Genomic DNA, 17,961 nt, shown 5'->3' on the forward strand with positions numbered 1-17,961 from the left:
CGGTTGAGGACGCTATGTTTTGTTATTTTTCTTTTGTACGATAGGCGATCCAGTTATGATCTATACATACGTTAAGTTGTTGTGATTTGGGTGAATAAATCTGATAGTTCAGTATCTTACCATCTTTCCATTCCATATCTAGCGTGTGATTTCCCTTGATGCGCATGCCCCTCACCCGGCCTTCTTTCCTCCAGGCTTGAGGCACCGCCGGTAGAAGATACACCGTATCCTGATGGGACTGCACCAGCATCTCGGCAATACCAGCTGCTCCACCAAAATTACCATCGATCTGAAATGGGGGGCCTGCTGTTAACAAATTGGCGTAAACACCACCACCGGCGCCATAATTGATATGTGTATCGACACGTGGGGTCATGAGTTGCCGAAATAATTTATAAGCCCGCTCACCTTCATGTAATCTGGTCCAAAAGAGTAGTTTATGGGCAATGGCCCAACTCGGTCCATCATCCCCCCGCACATCTAGGCTTTTTTTAGCGGCAAGCTGCCAGTCTGGATGTTCATCATAACGAATCAGATAACCGGGATACAAACCGTACAGATGTGAGATATGCCGATGCTGCGGATCCACCTCTTCATAATCTTCAATCCATTCCATGATGCGGCCATCTTTGGCAATCTGTACCGCCGGAGCTAAGCGTTTAAGCTGCGCTTCAACCTTCGTTAAAAAAGGATCGGATTGTTTGCCCAATAATCCCGCTGCATGGATGATATTTCCAAATAATTCACGTACGATCTGACTATCTATCGTTGGTCCCATCGTGACGTTTGCCTGCTGCCCATTGGGGAGCTTGAAGGAATTTTCGGGAGATACAGAGGGCGAAGTCAATAGCCAGCCCTTGGTTGGGTGTTCGGTCAGGGCACTGGAGTAAAACTGTGCTGCTCCGTAGAGAATCGGGTATATGCGTCGTAGATAGGCTATATCTTCGGTATAGAGGTAATGTTCCCAAAGGTTATTGCAGAGCCAGCCCGAGCCCGCATTGGCAATTCCCCAGGAAGCAGACTCTCCGGGTTCGGTATAGCCCCATACATTGGTGATCACATGGGCTACCCAGCCCGGTGCATTATAGTATGCTTTCGCGGTCTTTGCCCCCGGGGCCATAAGACCTTCCACAAGACCTACCAAGGGTTCATTGAGCTCGCCCAAATTGGCCGCCCCGAGGTGCCAATGGTTCATCTGCACATTGATATCCAGGTGGTAGTCCCCATTCCAGGGTGTCTGAATCTGATTTGCCCATAAGCCCTGTAAGTTTGGTGGTAGCAAGCCTAAGCGCGTACTGCTGATACTAAGGTAACGACCATACTGATAGAATAGCGCTGCCAGCCCTGGATCCTGATCCGGTTCTTTACCAAAGGCCACCAAACGCTCATCGGTCGGTAGGTCATCTTTCGACTGCCCCAATCGGAGCGACAAACGGTTGAACATGGCCAAATAGTTTCGCAGATGTTCGGCATACTGCTGGCTATAGGATTTTTTCAACGCCTTTGTTAGCGTTTCAGCTGTGGTACGCTCAAAATCCTTACCTTTAAAATCAGTATCTGTTGCCACGTAAATCAGCACTTCGTCAGCCTGTTGAATAACAATAGATTGTCCTTTTAAAAGCTGTTTCCCGCCTTTTATCTGCGCGCGGACACGTGTTTTAAACTGCATTCCTTTACCGTCCACACCGTTGTCCAATTGTCCTACCAAAACAAGCTCGCCATCCTCGGTCTTGGCCGTAGCCCTTTCGGGACGGTCAATCTTGATTTCCAGGCTTAGCTGGCCTTTTTTGCTGCTCTGTAAACGAATAACGCCCAGGTCATCAGCAAAGCTTGTCCAATATTCGCGGCTATACCTGACGCCTTTGAGCTCATAGCTTGTTTTTACCATCGCCTTATCGAGATCCAGTTCCCGGCGATAGTTCTGCACTGCGTTGAGATCCGTTTGTCCGTCAAAGGCAAGCATCAGATTGCCGAGCACTTGATAACAGCCCCATTGCTTACCGCCCGATCCGGGGCCTTTGCAGATAAAATGCTGGTCGATCAGACGCTGAGCAAGGTCGTTTTTCCCACTTTTGATCAGATTTCGAATACTATCCAAATACCTGCTGGCCTCATAATTATTGGCATCCTGAGGGCTTCCTGACCATAGGGTGATATCATTGAGCACAATATGGTCATTCTTCAATCCACCGTCAGGCATCATGCCAATTTTTCCATTGCCCAGGGGCAGGGTCTCCTCCCATTGTTTTGCCGGCTGCCGGTACCAAAGTTTGCCGCCCTGCACCTGCCCAAATAAGTTGCCCGAAAGAAAGAAAACCACAAGCGTGCAGAGTAACTGACCTTTCCGATTGTTTATTTTTGATGATCTACTCATGTGGTTTTAGTTTTTTGTCCAGTCATCGGTTCGGAAGGGAGATCCGGGTATCCCGGCTTCGTTGTATAAAGTCAGGTCCGGGTTATCGGCCCAGCCGTAGCGCACTGCGACGGGCGACGGTACTTCTTTGGCAGATACGATCAGCTTATTTCCGACCTGTTTGACTTCTGCAGGATAAAAGACCTGATCGGCACCAGCAATTGTGAAACTACTGTTGCGGTTATCCGCTCCTTTCAGCACCAGCTTTTTGCCCATGGGGTTAAAGCTAAGTTCCATTTCTGCTGCTTTTGTCGTCCAACGCTGAAGAACAGGGCCCGAATAAGGGATCTTCTTGCCATAGAGCTGCGCTGTTGCGATCCAGCCAAGTCTTCTACCGACATCCTGCTTGTTTTTCGGATGAATATCCTGTGCATCGCCGATATCCGTTATAACAGCCATACCTGTATAAGGCAATTTGAGTGTTTGGCGCTGCGCTTCCCGTAATCTCGCCCAGGAAGAAGGCTGCGGTGTTACACTTTTCGCTTTAAAGTTGGCCAGTTGAACAAAATAAAAAGGCATCTTTTCATTGTTCCACTGCTGGCGCCAGTCCTGAATCAGTGCGGGCAGCAGTTGCTGATAAGGAGCGTCTTTTGAATCTGCGTTACTTTCACCCTGGTACCAAATGGTGCCTTTTATCTTAAAATCCACAAAAGGCTTAACCATGGCATTGTAAAGCACAGTAGGCCTGTTGGGCCCCTCCATCGCATTAGGTTTTGCGGGCAGCTTCGCCAGATCATAACCAACTTTGCATTTCCAGTCTCCAACGAGAGATAGCTGTTCGCCATTTGGCCCTTCCAGTCGTGGCTGTTCTGTACCGCCATATATTCCACCATCGCCGGCTCCGTCAAATACGCGAACGGCGATATGCAATAGGCTGCCGTTGTTGGCCGTTGCAGGAACAGTATAGTTCCGAATCTGGTCGTAACCGACAGTTTCACCCACTTTTGTACCATTGACATAAGTGATATCGTTGTCATCAATCGCTCCCAAAATCAACTTAAGAGGTTTACCTTGCCAATGTGCCGGTAGTTCAACGTCTTTGCCAAAATAAACGACACCATCCATTCCCGGAAATAGGTTCTTGTCAAAAAAGCTCGGAATAGTAATCGTAGACCAGCTGCTTTTATCCAATTGTGGCGCAAACCACTCGCCTTGCGTTGCTTTCTTCACCTGATCCTGCTGTTCGGCGACGCGATTCCATTCGGCCAGATCTTTCGCATAGATTTCCTGTGCATCCGGACGTTGAATTTTTTCAATGGCCGCCGTATAGGTTGAAAAAGGTGAAAGTGCCTCCCGGCTCATCCAGGCTTCAATAATTGTTCCACCCCAGGAGGAATGGATTAGGCCAATGGGAATGCCTGTTTTCTCGTAGATCTCGCGCGCAAAAAAATAGGCTGTCGCCGAAAACTCCGGAATACTTTGTGGCGTCACTGGATTCCATCCTCCGGACTCCACCTTCACTGCTGTGGTAGGTTGATTGGCCGTTGCTTTTGGAATCTGCAAAATACGAATATTGGGAAAGTTGGCTGCTTTGATTTCCTGCTCAAAGTTATTGATCTTACCCCAACCCGCCAGAGGCATTTCCATATTTGACTGTCCTGAACAAAACCAGACTTCACCGATCAGAATATTTTTTAGGATCAATTGATCACCATCGTTGATGGTAATTTGGTAGGGCCCACCGTATTTCGGTGTCTCCAGATAGACTTGCCAGCCTCCCTGCTGATCGACCTCAACCTGATAGCTCTTATTGTTCCAGCTGGTGTTTACGCTAAGTTCCTTGCCGACTGCGGTACTGGTTCCCCAGATCTTGACCTTTTCTTTCTGCTGCAGCACCATATTGTCGCCAATAAAGGCCGGCAGCTGTACTTTGGCCTGTAGGGTAGAAAATCCACTGGCAACGCTGAGTAGCAACGCCAGCAAAGTCCGTTTATACTGTTTAGGTTTTATCATGATTTTTGAGTTTTTTGCTCAATTGGGTTTATACATTTGGCGCATCCGAAGTCCGGGCTGTTAGCGTCGGAGCTTCGGATGTACCACAGTTATTTTTTAAAGTGCCGATATTTTTAGTAAAACACTGGGACGGTTGCTATTCAGGTCTGGATTTACGCCAACTTTCATCAGGTAGTCGCCCGAATAGGTTTGTCCCTGGCCTAAGCTCGACTTGGTTCCCGGATACAGATTGATCTCCTCCACCCGGTATTGCTTTTGGGCATCCAGTCCTTTTAAACGGACAGGATCGGTTGTACCGACACCATAGCGGTTATTGACCAGGTAGTTGAAGATGACAGCCTCGGTTTTTTGGTTATTCACGTAGCTGAGGGCGGCGAAGTCACCTTCACGTGGATCGGCCAGACGATACTGCTCCCCGTGCCATATTGTTCCTTTAAGCGCGTCGTAATTCTTTACCGCCTGCTGGCAGAATAACAGATCCTGTTCTTTCAGGTGGCTCACCACAATATCAAAACCCAGTTTACCCATCATGGCTACATCCGTACGGAATTTGAGGGACTGTTTTCCCCAGTCTGTCACATGGTTGGAGGTGCTGATTTCCGGGAAAAAGTACGAATACTCGTACTGCATAAAAATACGCTCCAGAGGGTCTGTATTGTCCGAAGGCCAAAATTCGGTAAAGTACCGTAGTGCCGCATAGTCCACACGACCACCACCGCCCGAACACAACATCATCGGCACTTTCGGATACTTCGAACGAATGCGCTCCAGCACTTTATAAAGGCCTTCCACATAAGAAACATAGAAAGCACCCTGGTCTTTTAGAAATGCGGAATGCGCATTGTAAATGACCGCATTACAATCCCATTTGATATAGGCCAATGCCGGATTTTTAGTAAACAGGTCGTCCAGAATCTGGAAAACAAAATCCTGCACCTTGGGATTTGTCAGATCCAGGATCAACTGATTACGGAAATAATGTTCTTCACGTTGTGGCTGTTTGACAACCCAATCCGGATGTTGCTCGTAGAGTTCGGATTTGGGGCTAACCATTTCGGGTTCTACCCAGATACCGAATTTAACGCCCTGCTTAGTCGCTTCTTCGACAAGTGTTGCGATACCATTGGGTAGTTTTGTCCGGTTCGGTTGCCAATCTCCTAGACTGGAGTGATCGCTGTTACGCGGATATTTATTTCCAAACCAGCCGTCATCCAATAAAAATAGATCTACGCCTAGTTTTTTGGTATCCTGAAGCAAACCTTTTAATTTTTGTTCATTAAAATCAAAGTAGGTCGCCTCCCAATTGTTGAGTAAAGTCAGACGTTCGCCATTTCCATCCAGCAGCTGATATTTTCGGGCCCAATTGTGCAGATTTCGGGAGGCGGTGCCTTTTCCCTTTGTCGACAAGGTATAAATCAATTTGGGTGTTGTAAACTCCTGGTTGCTGGCTAATTTTACATTGGAAGCATAGTTATTTATTCCGGCAATGATACGCAGGTTATTGAGGTAATCCACTTCAAAATCCACCTTAAAATTTCCACTATACCCGAGGCTTGCCATCAGTACTGTTCCTTCATCTTCGGATGCCGCCTTGCCCAGAGACACCATAAAGGAAGGTGGCTGGAATAAATTCGCGCGTGTTCCGAGCTTACTGTCCAGCACTTTGATGCCATGTGTTAACGGAGCCTCGTCCACCTGCATTTCTTTTGCCCAGTCGCCATGGTACTGCCGTAGCCAATACGCGTTGGAGCGTAGGGTCAGATTGGCCGAAGCAAATTTTTCCAGCGTGACGACTTTCTTTTCCTTATTCTGGATCGTTGCCCACTGCTCAATGATATCCTCATTCAAAAACGATTTGTAGTGTAAAACGACATAAATATCGTATACCGGATCTTTTAGGGTGATATCAAGCTGTTTGACATTGGCATCCAGGTTTTTCACCGCATGCTTTTCATAGCGCAGGTCCAGGGAACGGTTACCATCGGCATGAACGACACTGATGGCTGGTTCCAATAGGTTTTTTGAACCTGAGGGGGTATACGCCGCATTGGAGAGGCCACTATAATCTGTCAATTGCCTATAACCGCTTGCAATGGTCGAGTACTCTTTAGAATCACTCAATTTTTCACCGTAATAAAGCATTTTCAGTGTTTTCGTGGAATCGTACTCCAACACTAAGGCATTCGATCTGGTTTCAATAGGAATCTGTTTGGACTGCGCCTGTGCCTCCAGATGGACAAGCCCCTGGGTCATCAAAAGCCCGAGTACAACATGTTTAAAATGATGGGTTGGCATATATAAATAGATTTAGGATTTGTTAACGAACTTGACTGTTTTGTTTGCTTTTAATTGAATCTTATAAAGGTATTTACCATTGATTTCCTGCTGTGGGCTTAGACCTGCCAATGGCGAAGGACTTAACACCTGAATCGTTTGATCTTGCGGCGATGAAAGAATAAGCTGTCTAATGCTGCTGTTGCTCCATTCCATCTTGTCGATGTGTACATTGCCCCGGGCTTTGAGTCCTTTCACTGTTCCGGCCGACCAGCGATGAGGCAGTGCAGGAAGTAATTCCAGCACATCCGTTTGCGACTGCAGCAACATTTCACTCACCGCAGCCACATAACCCAGGTTGCCATCAATCTGAAAAGGTGGATGCGCGCAGAGCAAGTTGGCGTAAACGCCACCGCCATTGTTGTAATCAATACCATCGCCGCCAACGAGGTTAATGAAATTAGTTAGGATTTTATAGGCGTGATTCCCATCCTGCAAGCGGGCCCAAAAAGCCACCTTCCAGGCCATGGACCAACCGGTGGATTCGTCGCCTCGCGCGGTGAGGGTAACTCGTGCAGCTTTGGCCAGTTCCGGTGTTTTTAAAACAGAGAACTGGTTACCGGGGTACAGGCCAAACAGATGCGAGACATGGCGATGCTTGTCCTGTGGATCATCACGATCCGTTTCCCACTCCTGCAACTGTCCCCATTTACCGATTTTGGGTTTGAGCAGCGCATCGCGAAGAGCCGCGATATGCTTACGGTAATCGGCGTCCATATTTAAAACTGTGCTCGCCTGGATGTAGTTGTTAAAAAGATCGTAAATAATCTGGTGGTCATAGCTCACGGCATCCTCTGTGGGGCCATGTTCCGGCGACCAGCCCTTTGGCGCCACCACAGTTCCATCCGGTCTTCGAACCAGACGATCATCCCAAAACTCACTTATTTCTTTTAAAATCGGATACGCAAATTCGCGCAGGTATTTCTCGTCCTTGTTAAAGGCATAATGCTCCCAGAGCGCCTGAGCATACCAGGCACTTCCGGGGGTGTTCCAAAGGAAGCTCTCCCCACCGAAGATATTATTTTCGGTCTTTACGGTCCAGCCCCTTACGCCCGGAAATTCCTTTTGTGTATTTATTTTTTTCACCTCACGCATGCTATTGATATAATCGAGGTAAGGCCAGGCCGATTCACCCAGATTAGCGACTTCTGCAGGCCAATAGTTCATCTGTACATTGATATTGGAATGGTAATCTGAGCGCCATGGTGGATTGTTACTGTTATTCCAAAGCCCTTGCAAATTTGCAGGCAAACCGCCTTTCCGTGAGGAACTGATCAGCAGATAACGTCCATATTGATATACTAATGCTTCCAGAGCCGGGATCGGCTGTTTTTTATAGGCTTCCAACAGCGCTTTTGTTGTTTGCTTAGCGTCCAGCTGGCTATGGTCGAGATCAAGCGCCACGCGGTTAAACAGCGCTGTATAATCTGCAACGTGCCGTGCCAGGAGCTTATTTACGCCATATTTTTCCGCTTGCTGCAGATAACGTTCATTGACCTGCATCGGTTCTTCGGCCGACTTCCAGTTGGTAGCCCGTGTATTGGCATAATCTGTTGCGGCACTCAGCAGCAGAATAAGTCGATCGGCAGATTTTACGGTAAGGACAGCCTGTCCTTTTTCATCTGTCGTTTTGGAAAGTGAACCACCGACGACCTGTACGCGTACCTGTGCGGCATACCGCATGCCATTGTCGAGCGTTCCCTGAAACCACAGGTGAGCATCTTCTGCCTGCACCACCTGCCCATGTGCATCCCGAAGTGCGATCTGGGCATTGAGTTTCCCTTTTTTACTATTTGCATAGTCAAATACCATGACCTGATCGGGCTGACTTGCAAAATACCGGCGGTTGATTTGCTGTCCATCCTGCTGATAGGCTATTTCATGTAAGCCCTTATCCAAATTCAATTTCCGGCTATAGGCGGTAAAGGATTTATTACTATCGGAGTCAAAACGAACAAAAAGATCACCAAAAGCCTGATAGGCACCTGTCTCCTGTTCATCACCTGTCCAGAGGCTATTTTCATTAAATTGGATATGTTCCTGATTTACGCCCGCAAAGATCATGGCTCCTATTCGTCCATTTCCGATCGGGTATGCTTCGGTCATCCAATCTTTGGCAGGTCGATCATCCCAGAGATAATACCGTTGGGCCTGGGAAGTGCCAAAACAAATGATCAAGAGTGTTAAGAGAACGTATTTCATTTTTGTGTGCATCAACATAGTGGTTTATACAATTTTATTGGGCAATGCCCAAGGGTGAAAAAACAAGGTAGATGACAATCATCAAAAGGATGAGAAAAGCGCCAATCCGGTACCTTCCCTTCCAATAAGCTTCTTTGTCCTGGCCCGAAAACTCAAACTGATACGCCGAGAGATAGTTTGGCTGGCTCAGTTTACTTCCCCCCCAGATGACCAGTGCTACAGCGATAAACAATAGTGCGAACAAGTGCAGATAGTGTAGCTCTGTCTTCCAGACAAACACCAGAACGAAGTAGCTGACCATGTACAGGAACAGGCCGATTTGTGCCATCCTTGGCGTAACGCGACGCGATAGAATTCCCAAGATCATAATGGTGAAAATGGGCATATTGAACAGCCCCGATACGGTTTGGAGGTACGTATAAAATCCGTCATGGGCAAAGAGGATAAAAGGTGCAATAAACATGGCCGAGATAGAGATGATCAATTCGAACAGTTTTCCTTTTTTGACCAGCTCCCTTTCACTGAGCGTTCTGTTTCTACGTTCCAGGTAAGGTTTATAAATATTAAAAACAAATAAGCTGCCACAGCTCTGAAGGCCAGCAGTATAGGTAGTCATTGCCGCACCAAAGACCAGTGCCAAGGAAAATCCAATCAATACATCCGGAAAAATTAGGACAATGAGTTTCGGAAAAACAGAAGCTGTAGGCTGCACATGCGGCAATAAGTGTACCGCCAGAAGGCCAGGTAAATTGATCAATAATGGCATCAGAAGTTTGCCTCCCGCAGCCAAAGTCATTCCTTTTTGTGCTTCCTTTAGATTTTTGGCGCTCAATGCCTGTTGTGCGATATAGGGTTCCATCCCCCAATAGTAAAAATTGATCAGCAGCATGCCGGTAAATAAAGTCGAAAATGGAACCGCATCATGCTTTCCACCGACGGCATTGAGATGTTCTTTTTTATCGTGAAATAACTGGAGTACCCCCGTCCAGATGTCACCATTCCCCAAATACCAAAAGGCAAAAATCGGAATCAATAGTGCGAGCAAAAACAGACAGAGGCCCAAACCGAGGTCAGACAGGGAGATCAACTTCAATCCGCCCAAAATGCTGTATAAGCTCCCGATGATACCGAGGGCCCAGACCAGTATCCAGATACTCTGCCAATAACTGATGTGCAGCAGTCCGGGCACATCAAACATTGTAGCTAGGCTTAGTGCACCACCGTATAATACCGGTGGCAATAAGTTGACGATGTATCCGATCAGAATCAGGATAGACACCAACATTTTAGTTTTCGGATCAAACCGCAGTGCAAGGAAGTCCGGCACCGTCCGAAAACCATGTTTAAAATAGATAGGCAGCAGAAATTCCGAAACCAGGAGCATCGCGACCACCGAGCTCACCCCCCAGCCGATGACCGACAGGTTGTTGATATAGACCGATTCATTTTCACCGATAAACTGGTTGGCGCTCAGGTTGGTTAATAGCAAAGCCGAGCCTACCATCCAAAAACTATTGCTCTTTCCGGCAAGGAAAAAGCCATTTAAGGTATTGGAATAGTTGGTTTTAAACTTCCATAAGGATCCCAAAGCGACCAAACCGGTAAAAAGACAAAAACTAAAAACTATCATTTTATAAACTTCCCTATTTTAGACAGAGCCGCGATCTGCCAATGTTGTCGGCACCACTTCCCGAATTAATGTTCTTTCGAGCACAAACTTGGCTGCTTCCGATCCGATACGTGCAAAACTTGTCGAAAACGTGGTAATACCACCGCTGATAATCTCTTTGATGACATCATCATTATGCGATAAAATCCCCAGATCCTCGCCCAAGGTCCAGCCCTTTTGCAGCACCTCTTTTAACATCTGATAGAGTTCCGGATTATGAATGGTAAAATACAGTTTCCCCTTTTTTAGATCACCTACATGATACTGCTTTTCGATACGTCCTTTTATCTTATGGTCTTTCAGAAAGCGTAAGAAAGCATTTTTGATTTCATTGGGTTCGGCTGTATTTTCCCTAAAATAGAAGATCACTTCTTTATACTTTTTGATCTTTGGTTGTAGTTGCTGGAATACAGCATAGGTGGCTGCTTCAAATTCCTGAGAAACATAAGAATATTCCGCACCCAAATCCATCAGCCGGTCGATAATCAATAGTTTTGACACAGGAATATTTCGCAATAAACGCTCAGAATCGGCATTTTCAATCGGAGCAACAATATATACCGTATAGCGTCCCTGAATCCGATTGAAAATATCCTCAAAGGTTTCCATATTGTTGTGATGGAAAAAAAGATCGACCGTCACTTCCTCCGGAAGATTGGCCCGCAATTCGGATACCAAGGTATCCTGAAAAGTATCGTAAGCATATAACAAGACGGCAACTTTCTGTTTCAACTGCGTGTTATTACTGACTACAAAATATCCTTTTCTATTTTTGGATTCCACCACACCATGAGCAATCAGGTCACGGTAAGCTTTGGCAAAGGTTTCGCGTGCATAGCCCAGGTATTGGATCAAGTTATTGACAGAAGGCAAACTGGCGTGCACCTCCAGTTCATTGGCATCAATGGCATCCAACACGCCCTGTACGATACATTCATGTTTCGAAAGCCCATTTAAAGCTTCCAATCGTTTGATCCGATCGATCAACGCCTTAAACTGTTCTTCTTTGGTTATCTTCATATAATATTATTAACTAAAGAGCAATCTTAAGCAATTTTGCTCCTGCTTGCTCAAAGGCAATGGGATTTTTAGCAGTAAATTCCTGCGCTGTTTTTTCAAACAGTTCCACCGCCTTATAGGTTGTATTTGGCTCCAGCCCAATCTGTTTAAAATCTATGTTTATTGTTGCCGGGGCTGTATTGTAATTAAATACGGCCACATACAGCGTTGTTCCAATTTTTTTGTAATAATACGTATTTGCTGCTTTTCCTTCTACAAATCCGGCCGGACGGAAGCTTTTACCGTCGGCTATAATTTTTAGAATTTCGGGATCCTGCAGATATTGATTCATCTTTGGCTGCCAGTTTTCTTTTTTCGACAGGTCGTCGCCAAGAATAATGGTCCCTGTTACCACACCGGAAAGCAATCTTGCCTTATTGACTTCAGGGCTTTCATCGTGAAAGACCAGGTGGTCGGCATCGATAAAATCGTAGAGATAGGTTTGCCACCAGCCGTAACTAACGCTGTTTAGCGTATATTGAGTTTGATCGATCGTCTTCCAGGCGTCGCAGGCTATTCTGCGCATGTGTGCAAATTGGGCAGTTGCCAAAGACGGCGAAATTGCGGCATAGATCAACATTTTACCCTGCAGCACGTCGACGAGATGTTTCATCCCCACAGCATACGCCTGCATACCTGTCTGAATTTTTTTATCGTAAAAACCTGTGGATTCGATTGCCGCATGAGAGAGGAAATCGACCTTGATCATTTGGAAGCCACAGTCGACCAATTTGCCTAAGATCACATCCATACGGGCCAACGTACCGGGATGTGTCGGGTCAAGAGCCCGACCACCATCTAAATTGTGGTAGCCTTTCTGGGTTTTGGTCCAAAGCTGACCAAAGGTAAACTGACTTCCCTCCGCCTTGCGGTCGGGGCCACTTCCATGCCCCCAGTCTGTAAAAGGAGCCCAATAGACGCCGGGCTTGAGGCCCAAAGAATCACAATAGCGAACAAATTGCTTCAGCTGCGTGTAGTCACCTGACATACCTCCGGGCGTCATATTATCCCAAAAAGAGTCAAGATCTATAAATGCCTCGCCATCTGCGTTGCGGAAATAAGGAATATCTTTTGCGAAATAGTCTGCTGTACCTGTGGCATTCTGAAAATTAAGTTTTTCCTGTATCACGCCCCAGCTGTTCCAGCCGACAGGTGTGGCACCTTGCCAAGATTTCACATAGGCCGGCGATAGTTTCCGGTGGATTTTAGCATAGTTTTCGAGCCCAATGCGCCAATCCTTGCCGTAAGACACGAGGTATTTTGGGGAACGAATGACATCCCCCTTCACCGTCCCGTGCGCCATGGAATCACGTGTGATAGTTACATCCGTAAATCCGGCCTGCGCTGCCAGGTGGGTATATTGCCCCTGATCTCCTTCGATCGCGATACCCGATTTCCAGACGGATTGATCCAATGAACCAATCAACAGCCCTTTTCCGCTGTCCTTATCGTATACAACACCGACTTCGGCGCTGCGCTTACTATTCCTTGCAAGGACATTGTTTTCATACGAAATAAACGTGTCGTTATCAAAAGGAACAGCCAGTTGGTACAAGGATTTTCCCAGGCCGGCAACCGACGCATTTGACCAGATCGGCACAAGTTCATTGCTGGCTATATTTTTACCCCTAACTTCCAGTTCAAGGATGACACCATCTATTGTGTCGTAGCAATAAAAATGCTGCAGCAATGTGATGCCCTGTTGGGTTTTAACCGAAATGGTATACTGTATGCCTTTGCCCAAATTGTCCTGAATAGGCTTTTCTGTGACGCTGCGGGTTCCTTTCAGTTTATCAGTACTAATTTTTTGTCCATTAGCAAGTGCCAGATAGGCACTTGCTTGTTGGATATAGGCGACTTGATCTTTACTTAGTGAATATGTTCCATCGTGTTTGTTATAGGTCAACGTTAGGCCATTTTTCTTGACCTGAAAAGGCTGTGCGCATAACATGAAGGTACATAGCATAAAACTTAGCGCGAAAATAACTGTCTTCATTCTGCTTGATATTATTGTAAATTGATTTGAAAAGCGTTGATCTTCATGTAATGGTCAGGTTGAAAATTGACCAGCATTCCCATATTGACCGTAACCTTTTCTTTGATTTCAAAATAAACGCCATCTGATTTAACATCAGCATGGGCCATTGCCTGTTGAATCTGCTCAAGATCTGGAATTCCACTGTTTGCTTTGCTAACAACCAGTTTTGCTGGCGGTTGATCATAATTTGTCCAGGATAAGTTACAAAAAAAACGATACTTACCGGGTAATAAGGTTACTTTTTGCTCTATTTTACCATTTACGATAGCCGGAGCTCCCCAGCCTGCTTCTATGTTGACCACGCCGCCATCGTCCGATCCAAAACCACCGTAACCGTTATGGTTTTTCATGGCGGCGTTTGTCATCCAGTTGTCCAAAACTCCCCAGCGATTACCGTCATAGACCGTCGCTGTAAATGGTGTTTTGTAATTCTGGAGGTACCAAGGTGTAATGTTGTCTTTTTTCACAGCCAATTTGGTCGATTTGACCATAAAGGTATCGATGGCCGAACTATCGGGTCTGAACACGGTACGATACGAAACTTCGGCACCAGGAAGATAGCGTTGAAGGCCAATCTTTTCATCCTGATTTTTAGTACGCACCACGGTATCTGTGGTACCACCATCCCAATTTCTATACGCGATACGCAGTCCATCAAAGCCCATGGTTTCCGATACATTTTGCAAACCCAATTGCAGTTGCTGTCCAGCAATAAAATTCTGTTCGAGTACCACACGTTGGTAAAGTCCTTCGCGATAACGATCGCCATATACGTTCCCCACCACATAGGTCGGAACGGAAAAGCGCCCTGCGGCATCCACACTACGAATTTCTAAATTTATGGGCCCTTCAGGGAGTTTGTCGATTAAATAACGTACGGTATCCACCTTACCCGTCAGTTTGACCGGTATTTTCATCGAATCCTGCTTACTGTTCCAATAGATACGCAGCTCAGAAACACCCGAGGAGGCTCTATAGACGCCTTCTACTTGTATACGGTATTTTCCCGAACGAACTCTAATCGAATCGAGCTTTGCCGGGTAGATAATTGCTTTCCCGTCGGTATGCTCGGTAAACTCGTCCATTTTGGAACAAGCCGCCAACAGCGCCACGATAAACAAGGACAGCAATACGATATATCTTTTCATAACTTTGCTTTTTAAATTGATTAATAAACGCCCCATACCTGAATCTGGTTAATCTGCATAAAATAACTACCCCGCCAATTGCGCAGATTGCGAATGCGCAGGTATTTGTATTTCGGAGCATCTTCCGGTAGATCGAATGACCAGCCAGAGGTACCATACACTTCATCTGCATTGGTATTTGTTCCCGACGGTGTTCCCGATGGTTTACGTACCGTGCAGGTAGCCAATTTGGTCCAGGACTCCCAAGAGCCATCCAAATTCGGCGTATTGCTTCCCCAGATCTCAAAATCGCGTAAATTGCCCTTATCGTAGAAGCCGTTTTCCCGTCTCGGAAAGATCACCACGCGGCTTAGTTTTGCTTCTCTACCGATCGAGAAAGTGACCGATTGCGGCACACCGGCATTCTCCACAGTATAGAAACTTGGCCATTTAGACGTATTGAGATTACCATCCCATAGATTGTCCATGGAGCCATAGAGAATTTGCGCGTCCCCTGGCAAGCGTAAGGGTGTAAACAATTGCCGGTTAAACAGATTTTCCTCCAATGGCGTAATCGAAGTGTACAGCGTATCAGACTTATTTAACCAGCGATCGCGGACATAAAATGCGAACTTCATTTCTTTGGATTTCAATCCACGGACATTATATAAGATGATGGAATCCTGTCCATAGTAGTTATCTAAGGGTAGGTATTCGCCATTGTTGAGCGAGTCTACCATCGGTACGATGACCACATTACCTTTTTCCTTATTGGTTGAGGTAATGCGGATACCACCAAAGGCAGCTGTTACTTTCATTTCTCCAAACACCAAATTAAAGATCGGCGTCTTGGGTTCAACAATGACATCTACGGGATCCGACACAACCTCAGCTTTGCTTACCGCATACAGTTTAACAGTTTGCGGTCTGGTATCGGGGAATCCATCAATTAAGATCTCATTGGTGTAAGTCGATGATTTGACAACACGGGTGGCGCCGCTCGCCATCACGTATTCGGCTTTGACATAGAGTATGTTGTCATTCTCCGGAAGGCTGTAATGTATGGTTGCCTGTCCATAGCCATTTACGACGGAGGGATGCTGTACCACTCCCGGTTTGGTCTGGTCGTCTTCCATTAAGGTCCAGCCTTTTTCCTCTTTACAGCCGAGCAGTAAAAACAGCAGGCCAGCCATGACATAGATACTATTGCGATATATTCGTTTTTTCATGATTTTCTTCAATTTAATACGCTAATTACCAACCCGGATTTTGTACCAAATTAGGGTTGACCAATAGATCACTTTCTTTAATCGGCCAAAAATAGTCTCTTGGTGCCACGAATCGTTGTTGATAGAAGGTCTGTTCCTGGTAAAAAAGCTCCGGATGGTCTTTATCCTGATTGCGATCCCAGCCCGTGATATTTTTGTTGAGTTCCTGCGCGGCAAGCTTCCAGCGTCTCAAATCCCAAAAGCGGGAACCTTCAAAGCTCATCTCAATATTACGTTCGCGTTGTATGATAGCACGGAGTCCTTCTTTTGTCGTCGGTTTGGCGCTATTGAAAGCATACTTTGACCAGGACTCTTTCACCCCTTCCAGACCGGCGCGCTTGCGAATCTTATCGAGATAGAGGAATACATCGGCTGTCGGTCCTTCACTTTCGTTCAGCGCTTCGGCATACATCAGATACAGGTCGGCAAGCCGTAGCATAGGCCAAGGATATTCTTCGATATGCGAGCTGTTTCCATCCTTAAAGGCAAATTTCCAATTGACCAGCTTCTTTGGGTAATAGGTTGTGATCGGCACGGAAACACCACTGCCAAATAAGCCTAAACGAAGTTGTGTTGTCCAGGTATTTTCGTCCGTCTGACTAGGGCTATTTTCCATGTACCAAACCCCACCGTCAAAGCCCACATTGGCGTAAAAACGATTTTCACGGTCAAAATGCAAACGCGCTGTTCGGTAATTTTCGATGTTGTTGAAGCGTTCCTCATGCGTTCCGGCACGTAATTGATTTTTATTGCTAAAATCAAGGGTTTTGTCTTCATCCATCGGCACCCCGTTTTTCGTATAAAACTGTTCAATGATTTTGATTGTCGGGGCCAAGGTACCGTTGACGCTGTTATTGCCGGCATTATTCGGATCGATGTGCGCCATGGACGAGTACTGCAACTGCCATGTCCGCGAATTTGAATTCCCCCAGATGATCTCGCGGTTCCATTTTTCCGTCACAGCGTTACGAATGCTCATCTGAATCATTGTGGTATTGGACAGTGGGCGTACCGGTGTTGGAAATTCGTATAGATTCATGCCCAGCTCCTCGCAGGCAGCAATTGCTTCTTTTGCAGCCTGTGCTGCTTTACGCCATTTCTCGGCTTGGAAGCTCTGATTAAAAAATAAGGTGTCGTCCACATTTTTGAAGGTTGCATAATCCGTATTACCATTGAATAATGGGCTTGCAGCATATAATAGGACTTTTGCCTTGATACCTAAAGCAATTGGTTTTGTGATATGCCCCAGATCAGTTACTGGCGACTGCACCGCACTTGGCAGCTTACTTGCGGCCTCATCGAGTACCTTCACGATATAATCAACCACTTGGTCTATCGGCTGACGCTTTACCTGCGTCTCCTCAATTGGTGCTGTGACAGGAACGTTGACATCCATAATGGGAATAGGGCCATAATGACGCATCAGCATAAAATGATAATAGGCTTTTAAGAACAATACCTCACCCTCCCAGGTGGTACGTTCGTCTTGCGTCATATCACGTACCTTTTCGGGATTTTGAATATTTTCCAAAAAGATATTACAGTCGCGAATGGCATTGAACATATATCCGTCCCAATAATTAACATAAGGATTAGTGACACTTTGATTGCCACGGGCGATGTTCCAGTTTGTCCCGTTGATACTCCGCGTTGGGTAATCCAGCCAGAACTCATCTCCTGCCATAAAAGCGGGATTTATTGTCGGTTCGCCATCATTGGGCAAATAAGAATAGCAGGTTGCCAAATATTTAATGGCTTCACTGCGCATGGTAAAGGCATTATCTATTGTGGGGGCATTGTCGGGTACGACATCCAAATAGTTGCAGGATTGAAAAAACAATAGACCTGATACCACAATCGATTTAAATACAGTTAACTTTTTCATGATACATTGTTTT

10 protein-coding genes are annotated in these 17,961 nt (G+C 46.1%); all 10 read right to left on the reverse strand.

All coding sequences use genetic code 11. The features are described 5' to 3' along the window. Positions 1-22: 22 nt before the first annotated feature. The 10 genes from ACLCDV_RS20195 to ACLCDV_RS20240 all read right to left on the reverse strand — a co-directional run bounded on the left by ACLCDV_RS20195 (position 23) and on the right by ACLCDV_RS20240 (position 17,948). The gene (locus ACLCDV_RS20195; RefSeq protein ID WP_411972089.1) at positions 23-2,374 is read right to left on the reverse strand and encodes a glycosyl hydrolase family 95 catalytic domain-containing protein; all 2,352 of its coding nucleotides are present in this window, start codon (positions 2,372-2,374) and stop codon (positions 23-25) included. A 6-nt stretch (positions 2,375-2,380) separates the two neighbouring features. Next, positions 2,381-4,366 (reverse strand): sialate O-acetylesterase, encoded by a 1,986-nt coding sequence (locus ACLCDV_RS20200; protein ID WP_411972090.1) that lies wholly within the window; start codon positions 4,364-4,366, stop codon positions 2,381-2,383. A 96-nt stretch (positions 4,367-4,462) separates the two neighbouring features. After that, positions 4,463-6,661, reverse strand: coding sequence for an alpha-galactosidase (locus ACLCDV_RS20205; protein WP_411972091.1), 2,199 nt, complete (start codon positions 6,659-6,661; stop codon positions 4,463-4,465). A gap of 12 nt (positions 6,662-6,673) precedes the next feature. Continuing rightward, a complete protein-coding gene (locus ACLCDV_RS20210) occupies positions 6,674-8,902 on the reverse strand; it encodes a glycosyl hydrolase family 95 catalytic domain-containing protein (RefSeq protein WP_411972092.1) in 2,229 nt (742 codons plus the stop codon). Between the two features lie 34 nt (positions 8,903-8,936). Then, positions 8,937-10,532 (reverse strand): solute:sodium symporter family transporter, encoded by a 1,596-nt coding sequence (locus ACLCDV_RS20215; protein ID WP_333574399.1) that lies wholly within the window; start codon positions 10,530-10,532, stop codon positions 8,937-8,939. A gap of 18 nt (positions 10,533-10,550) precedes the next feature. Next, positions 10,551-11,591 (reverse strand): GntR family transcriptional regulator, encoded by a 1,041-nt coding sequence (locus tag ACLCDV_RS20220; protein WP_411972093.1) that lies wholly within the window; start codon positions 11,589-11,591, stop codon positions 10,551-10,553. A gap of 13 nt (positions 11,592-11,604) precedes the next feature. Beyond that, positions 11,605-13,626 (reverse strand): alpha-galactosidase, encoded by a 2,022-nt coding sequence (locus tag ACLCDV_RS20225; protein ID WP_411972094.1) that lies wholly within the window; start codon positions 13,624-13,626, stop codon positions 11,605-11,607. 11 nt (positions 13,627-13,637) lie between these two features. Continuing rightward, the gene (locus tag ACLCDV_RS20230) at positions 13,638-14,816 is read right to left on the reverse strand and encodes a DUF4998 domain-containing protein (RefSeq protein ID WP_336835526.1); all 1,179 of its coding nucleotides are present in this window, start codon (positions 14,814-14,816) and stop codon (positions 13,638-13,640) included. Between the two features lie 20 nt (positions 14,817-14,836). After that, a complete protein-coding gene (locus ACLCDV_RS20235) occupies positions 14,837-16,024 on the reverse strand; it encodes a DUF5000 domain-containing lipoprotein (protein WP_411972095.1) in 1,188 nt (395 codons plus the stop codon). A 25-nt stretch (positions 16,025-16,049) separates the two neighbouring features. Next, positions 16,050-17,948 (reverse strand): RagB/SusD family nutrient uptake outer membrane protein, encoded by a 1,899-nt coding sequence (locus ACLCDV_RS20240; protein ID WP_411972096.1) that lies wholly within the window; start codon positions 17,946-17,948, stop codon positions 16,050-16,052. Between the last annotated feature and the right edge of the window lie 13 nt (positions 17,949-17,961).

Origin of the sequence: Sphingobacterium sp. Lzh-3 (genome assembly GCF_046764375.1) — a bacterium.
In the GTDB taxonomy this organism is placed as follows: Bacteria; Bacteroidota; Bacteroidia; order Sphingobacteriales; family Sphingobacteriaceae; genus Sphingobacterium.

Excerpts from the sequence above, each read along its gene's own strand:
- ACLCDV_RS20210 (WP_411972092.1), bottom strand. The coding sequence starts at position 8,902 with ATGAAATACGTTCTCTTAACACTCTTGATCATTTGTTTTGGCACTTCC.
- ACLCDV_RS20220 (WP_411972093.1), bottom strand. The coding sequence starts at position 11,591 with ATGAAGATAACCAAAGAAGAACAGTTTAAGGCGTTGATCGATCGGATC.
- ACLCDV_RS20205 (WP_411972091.1), bottom strand. The coding sequence starts at position 6,661 with ATGCCAACCCATCATTTTAAACATGTTGTACTCGGGCTTTTGATGACC.
- ACLCDV_RS20195 (WP_411972089.1), bottom strand. The coding sequence starts at position 2,374 with ATGAGTAGATCATCAAAAATAAACAATCGGAAAGGTCAGTTACTCTGC.
- ACLCDV_RS20215 (WP_333574399.1), bottom strand. The coding sequence starts at position 10,532 with ATGATAGTTTTTAGTTTTTGTCTTTTTACCGGTTTGGTCGCTTTGGGA.
- ACLCDV_RS20225 (WP_411972094.1), bottom strand. The coding sequence starts at position 13,626 with ATGAAGACAGTTATTTTCGCGCTAAGTTTTATGCTATGTACCTTCATG.
- ACLCDV_RS20235 (WP_411972095.1), bottom strand. The coding sequence starts at position 16,024 with ATGAAAAAACGAATATATCGCAATAGTATCTATGTCATGGCTGGCCTG.
- ACLCDV_RS20200 (WP_411972090.1), bottom strand. The coding sequence starts at position 4,366 with ATGATAAAACCTAAACAGTATAAACGGACTTTGCTGGCGTTGCTACTC.
- ACLCDV_RS20230 (WP_336835526.1), bottom strand. The coding sequence starts at position 14,816 with ATGAAAAGATATATCGTATTGCTGTCCTTGTTTATCGTGGCGCTGTTG.
- ACLCDV_RS20240 (WP_411972096.1), bottom strand. The coding sequence starts at position 17,948 with ATGAAAAAGTTAACTGTATTTAAATCGATTGTGGTATCAGGTCTATTG.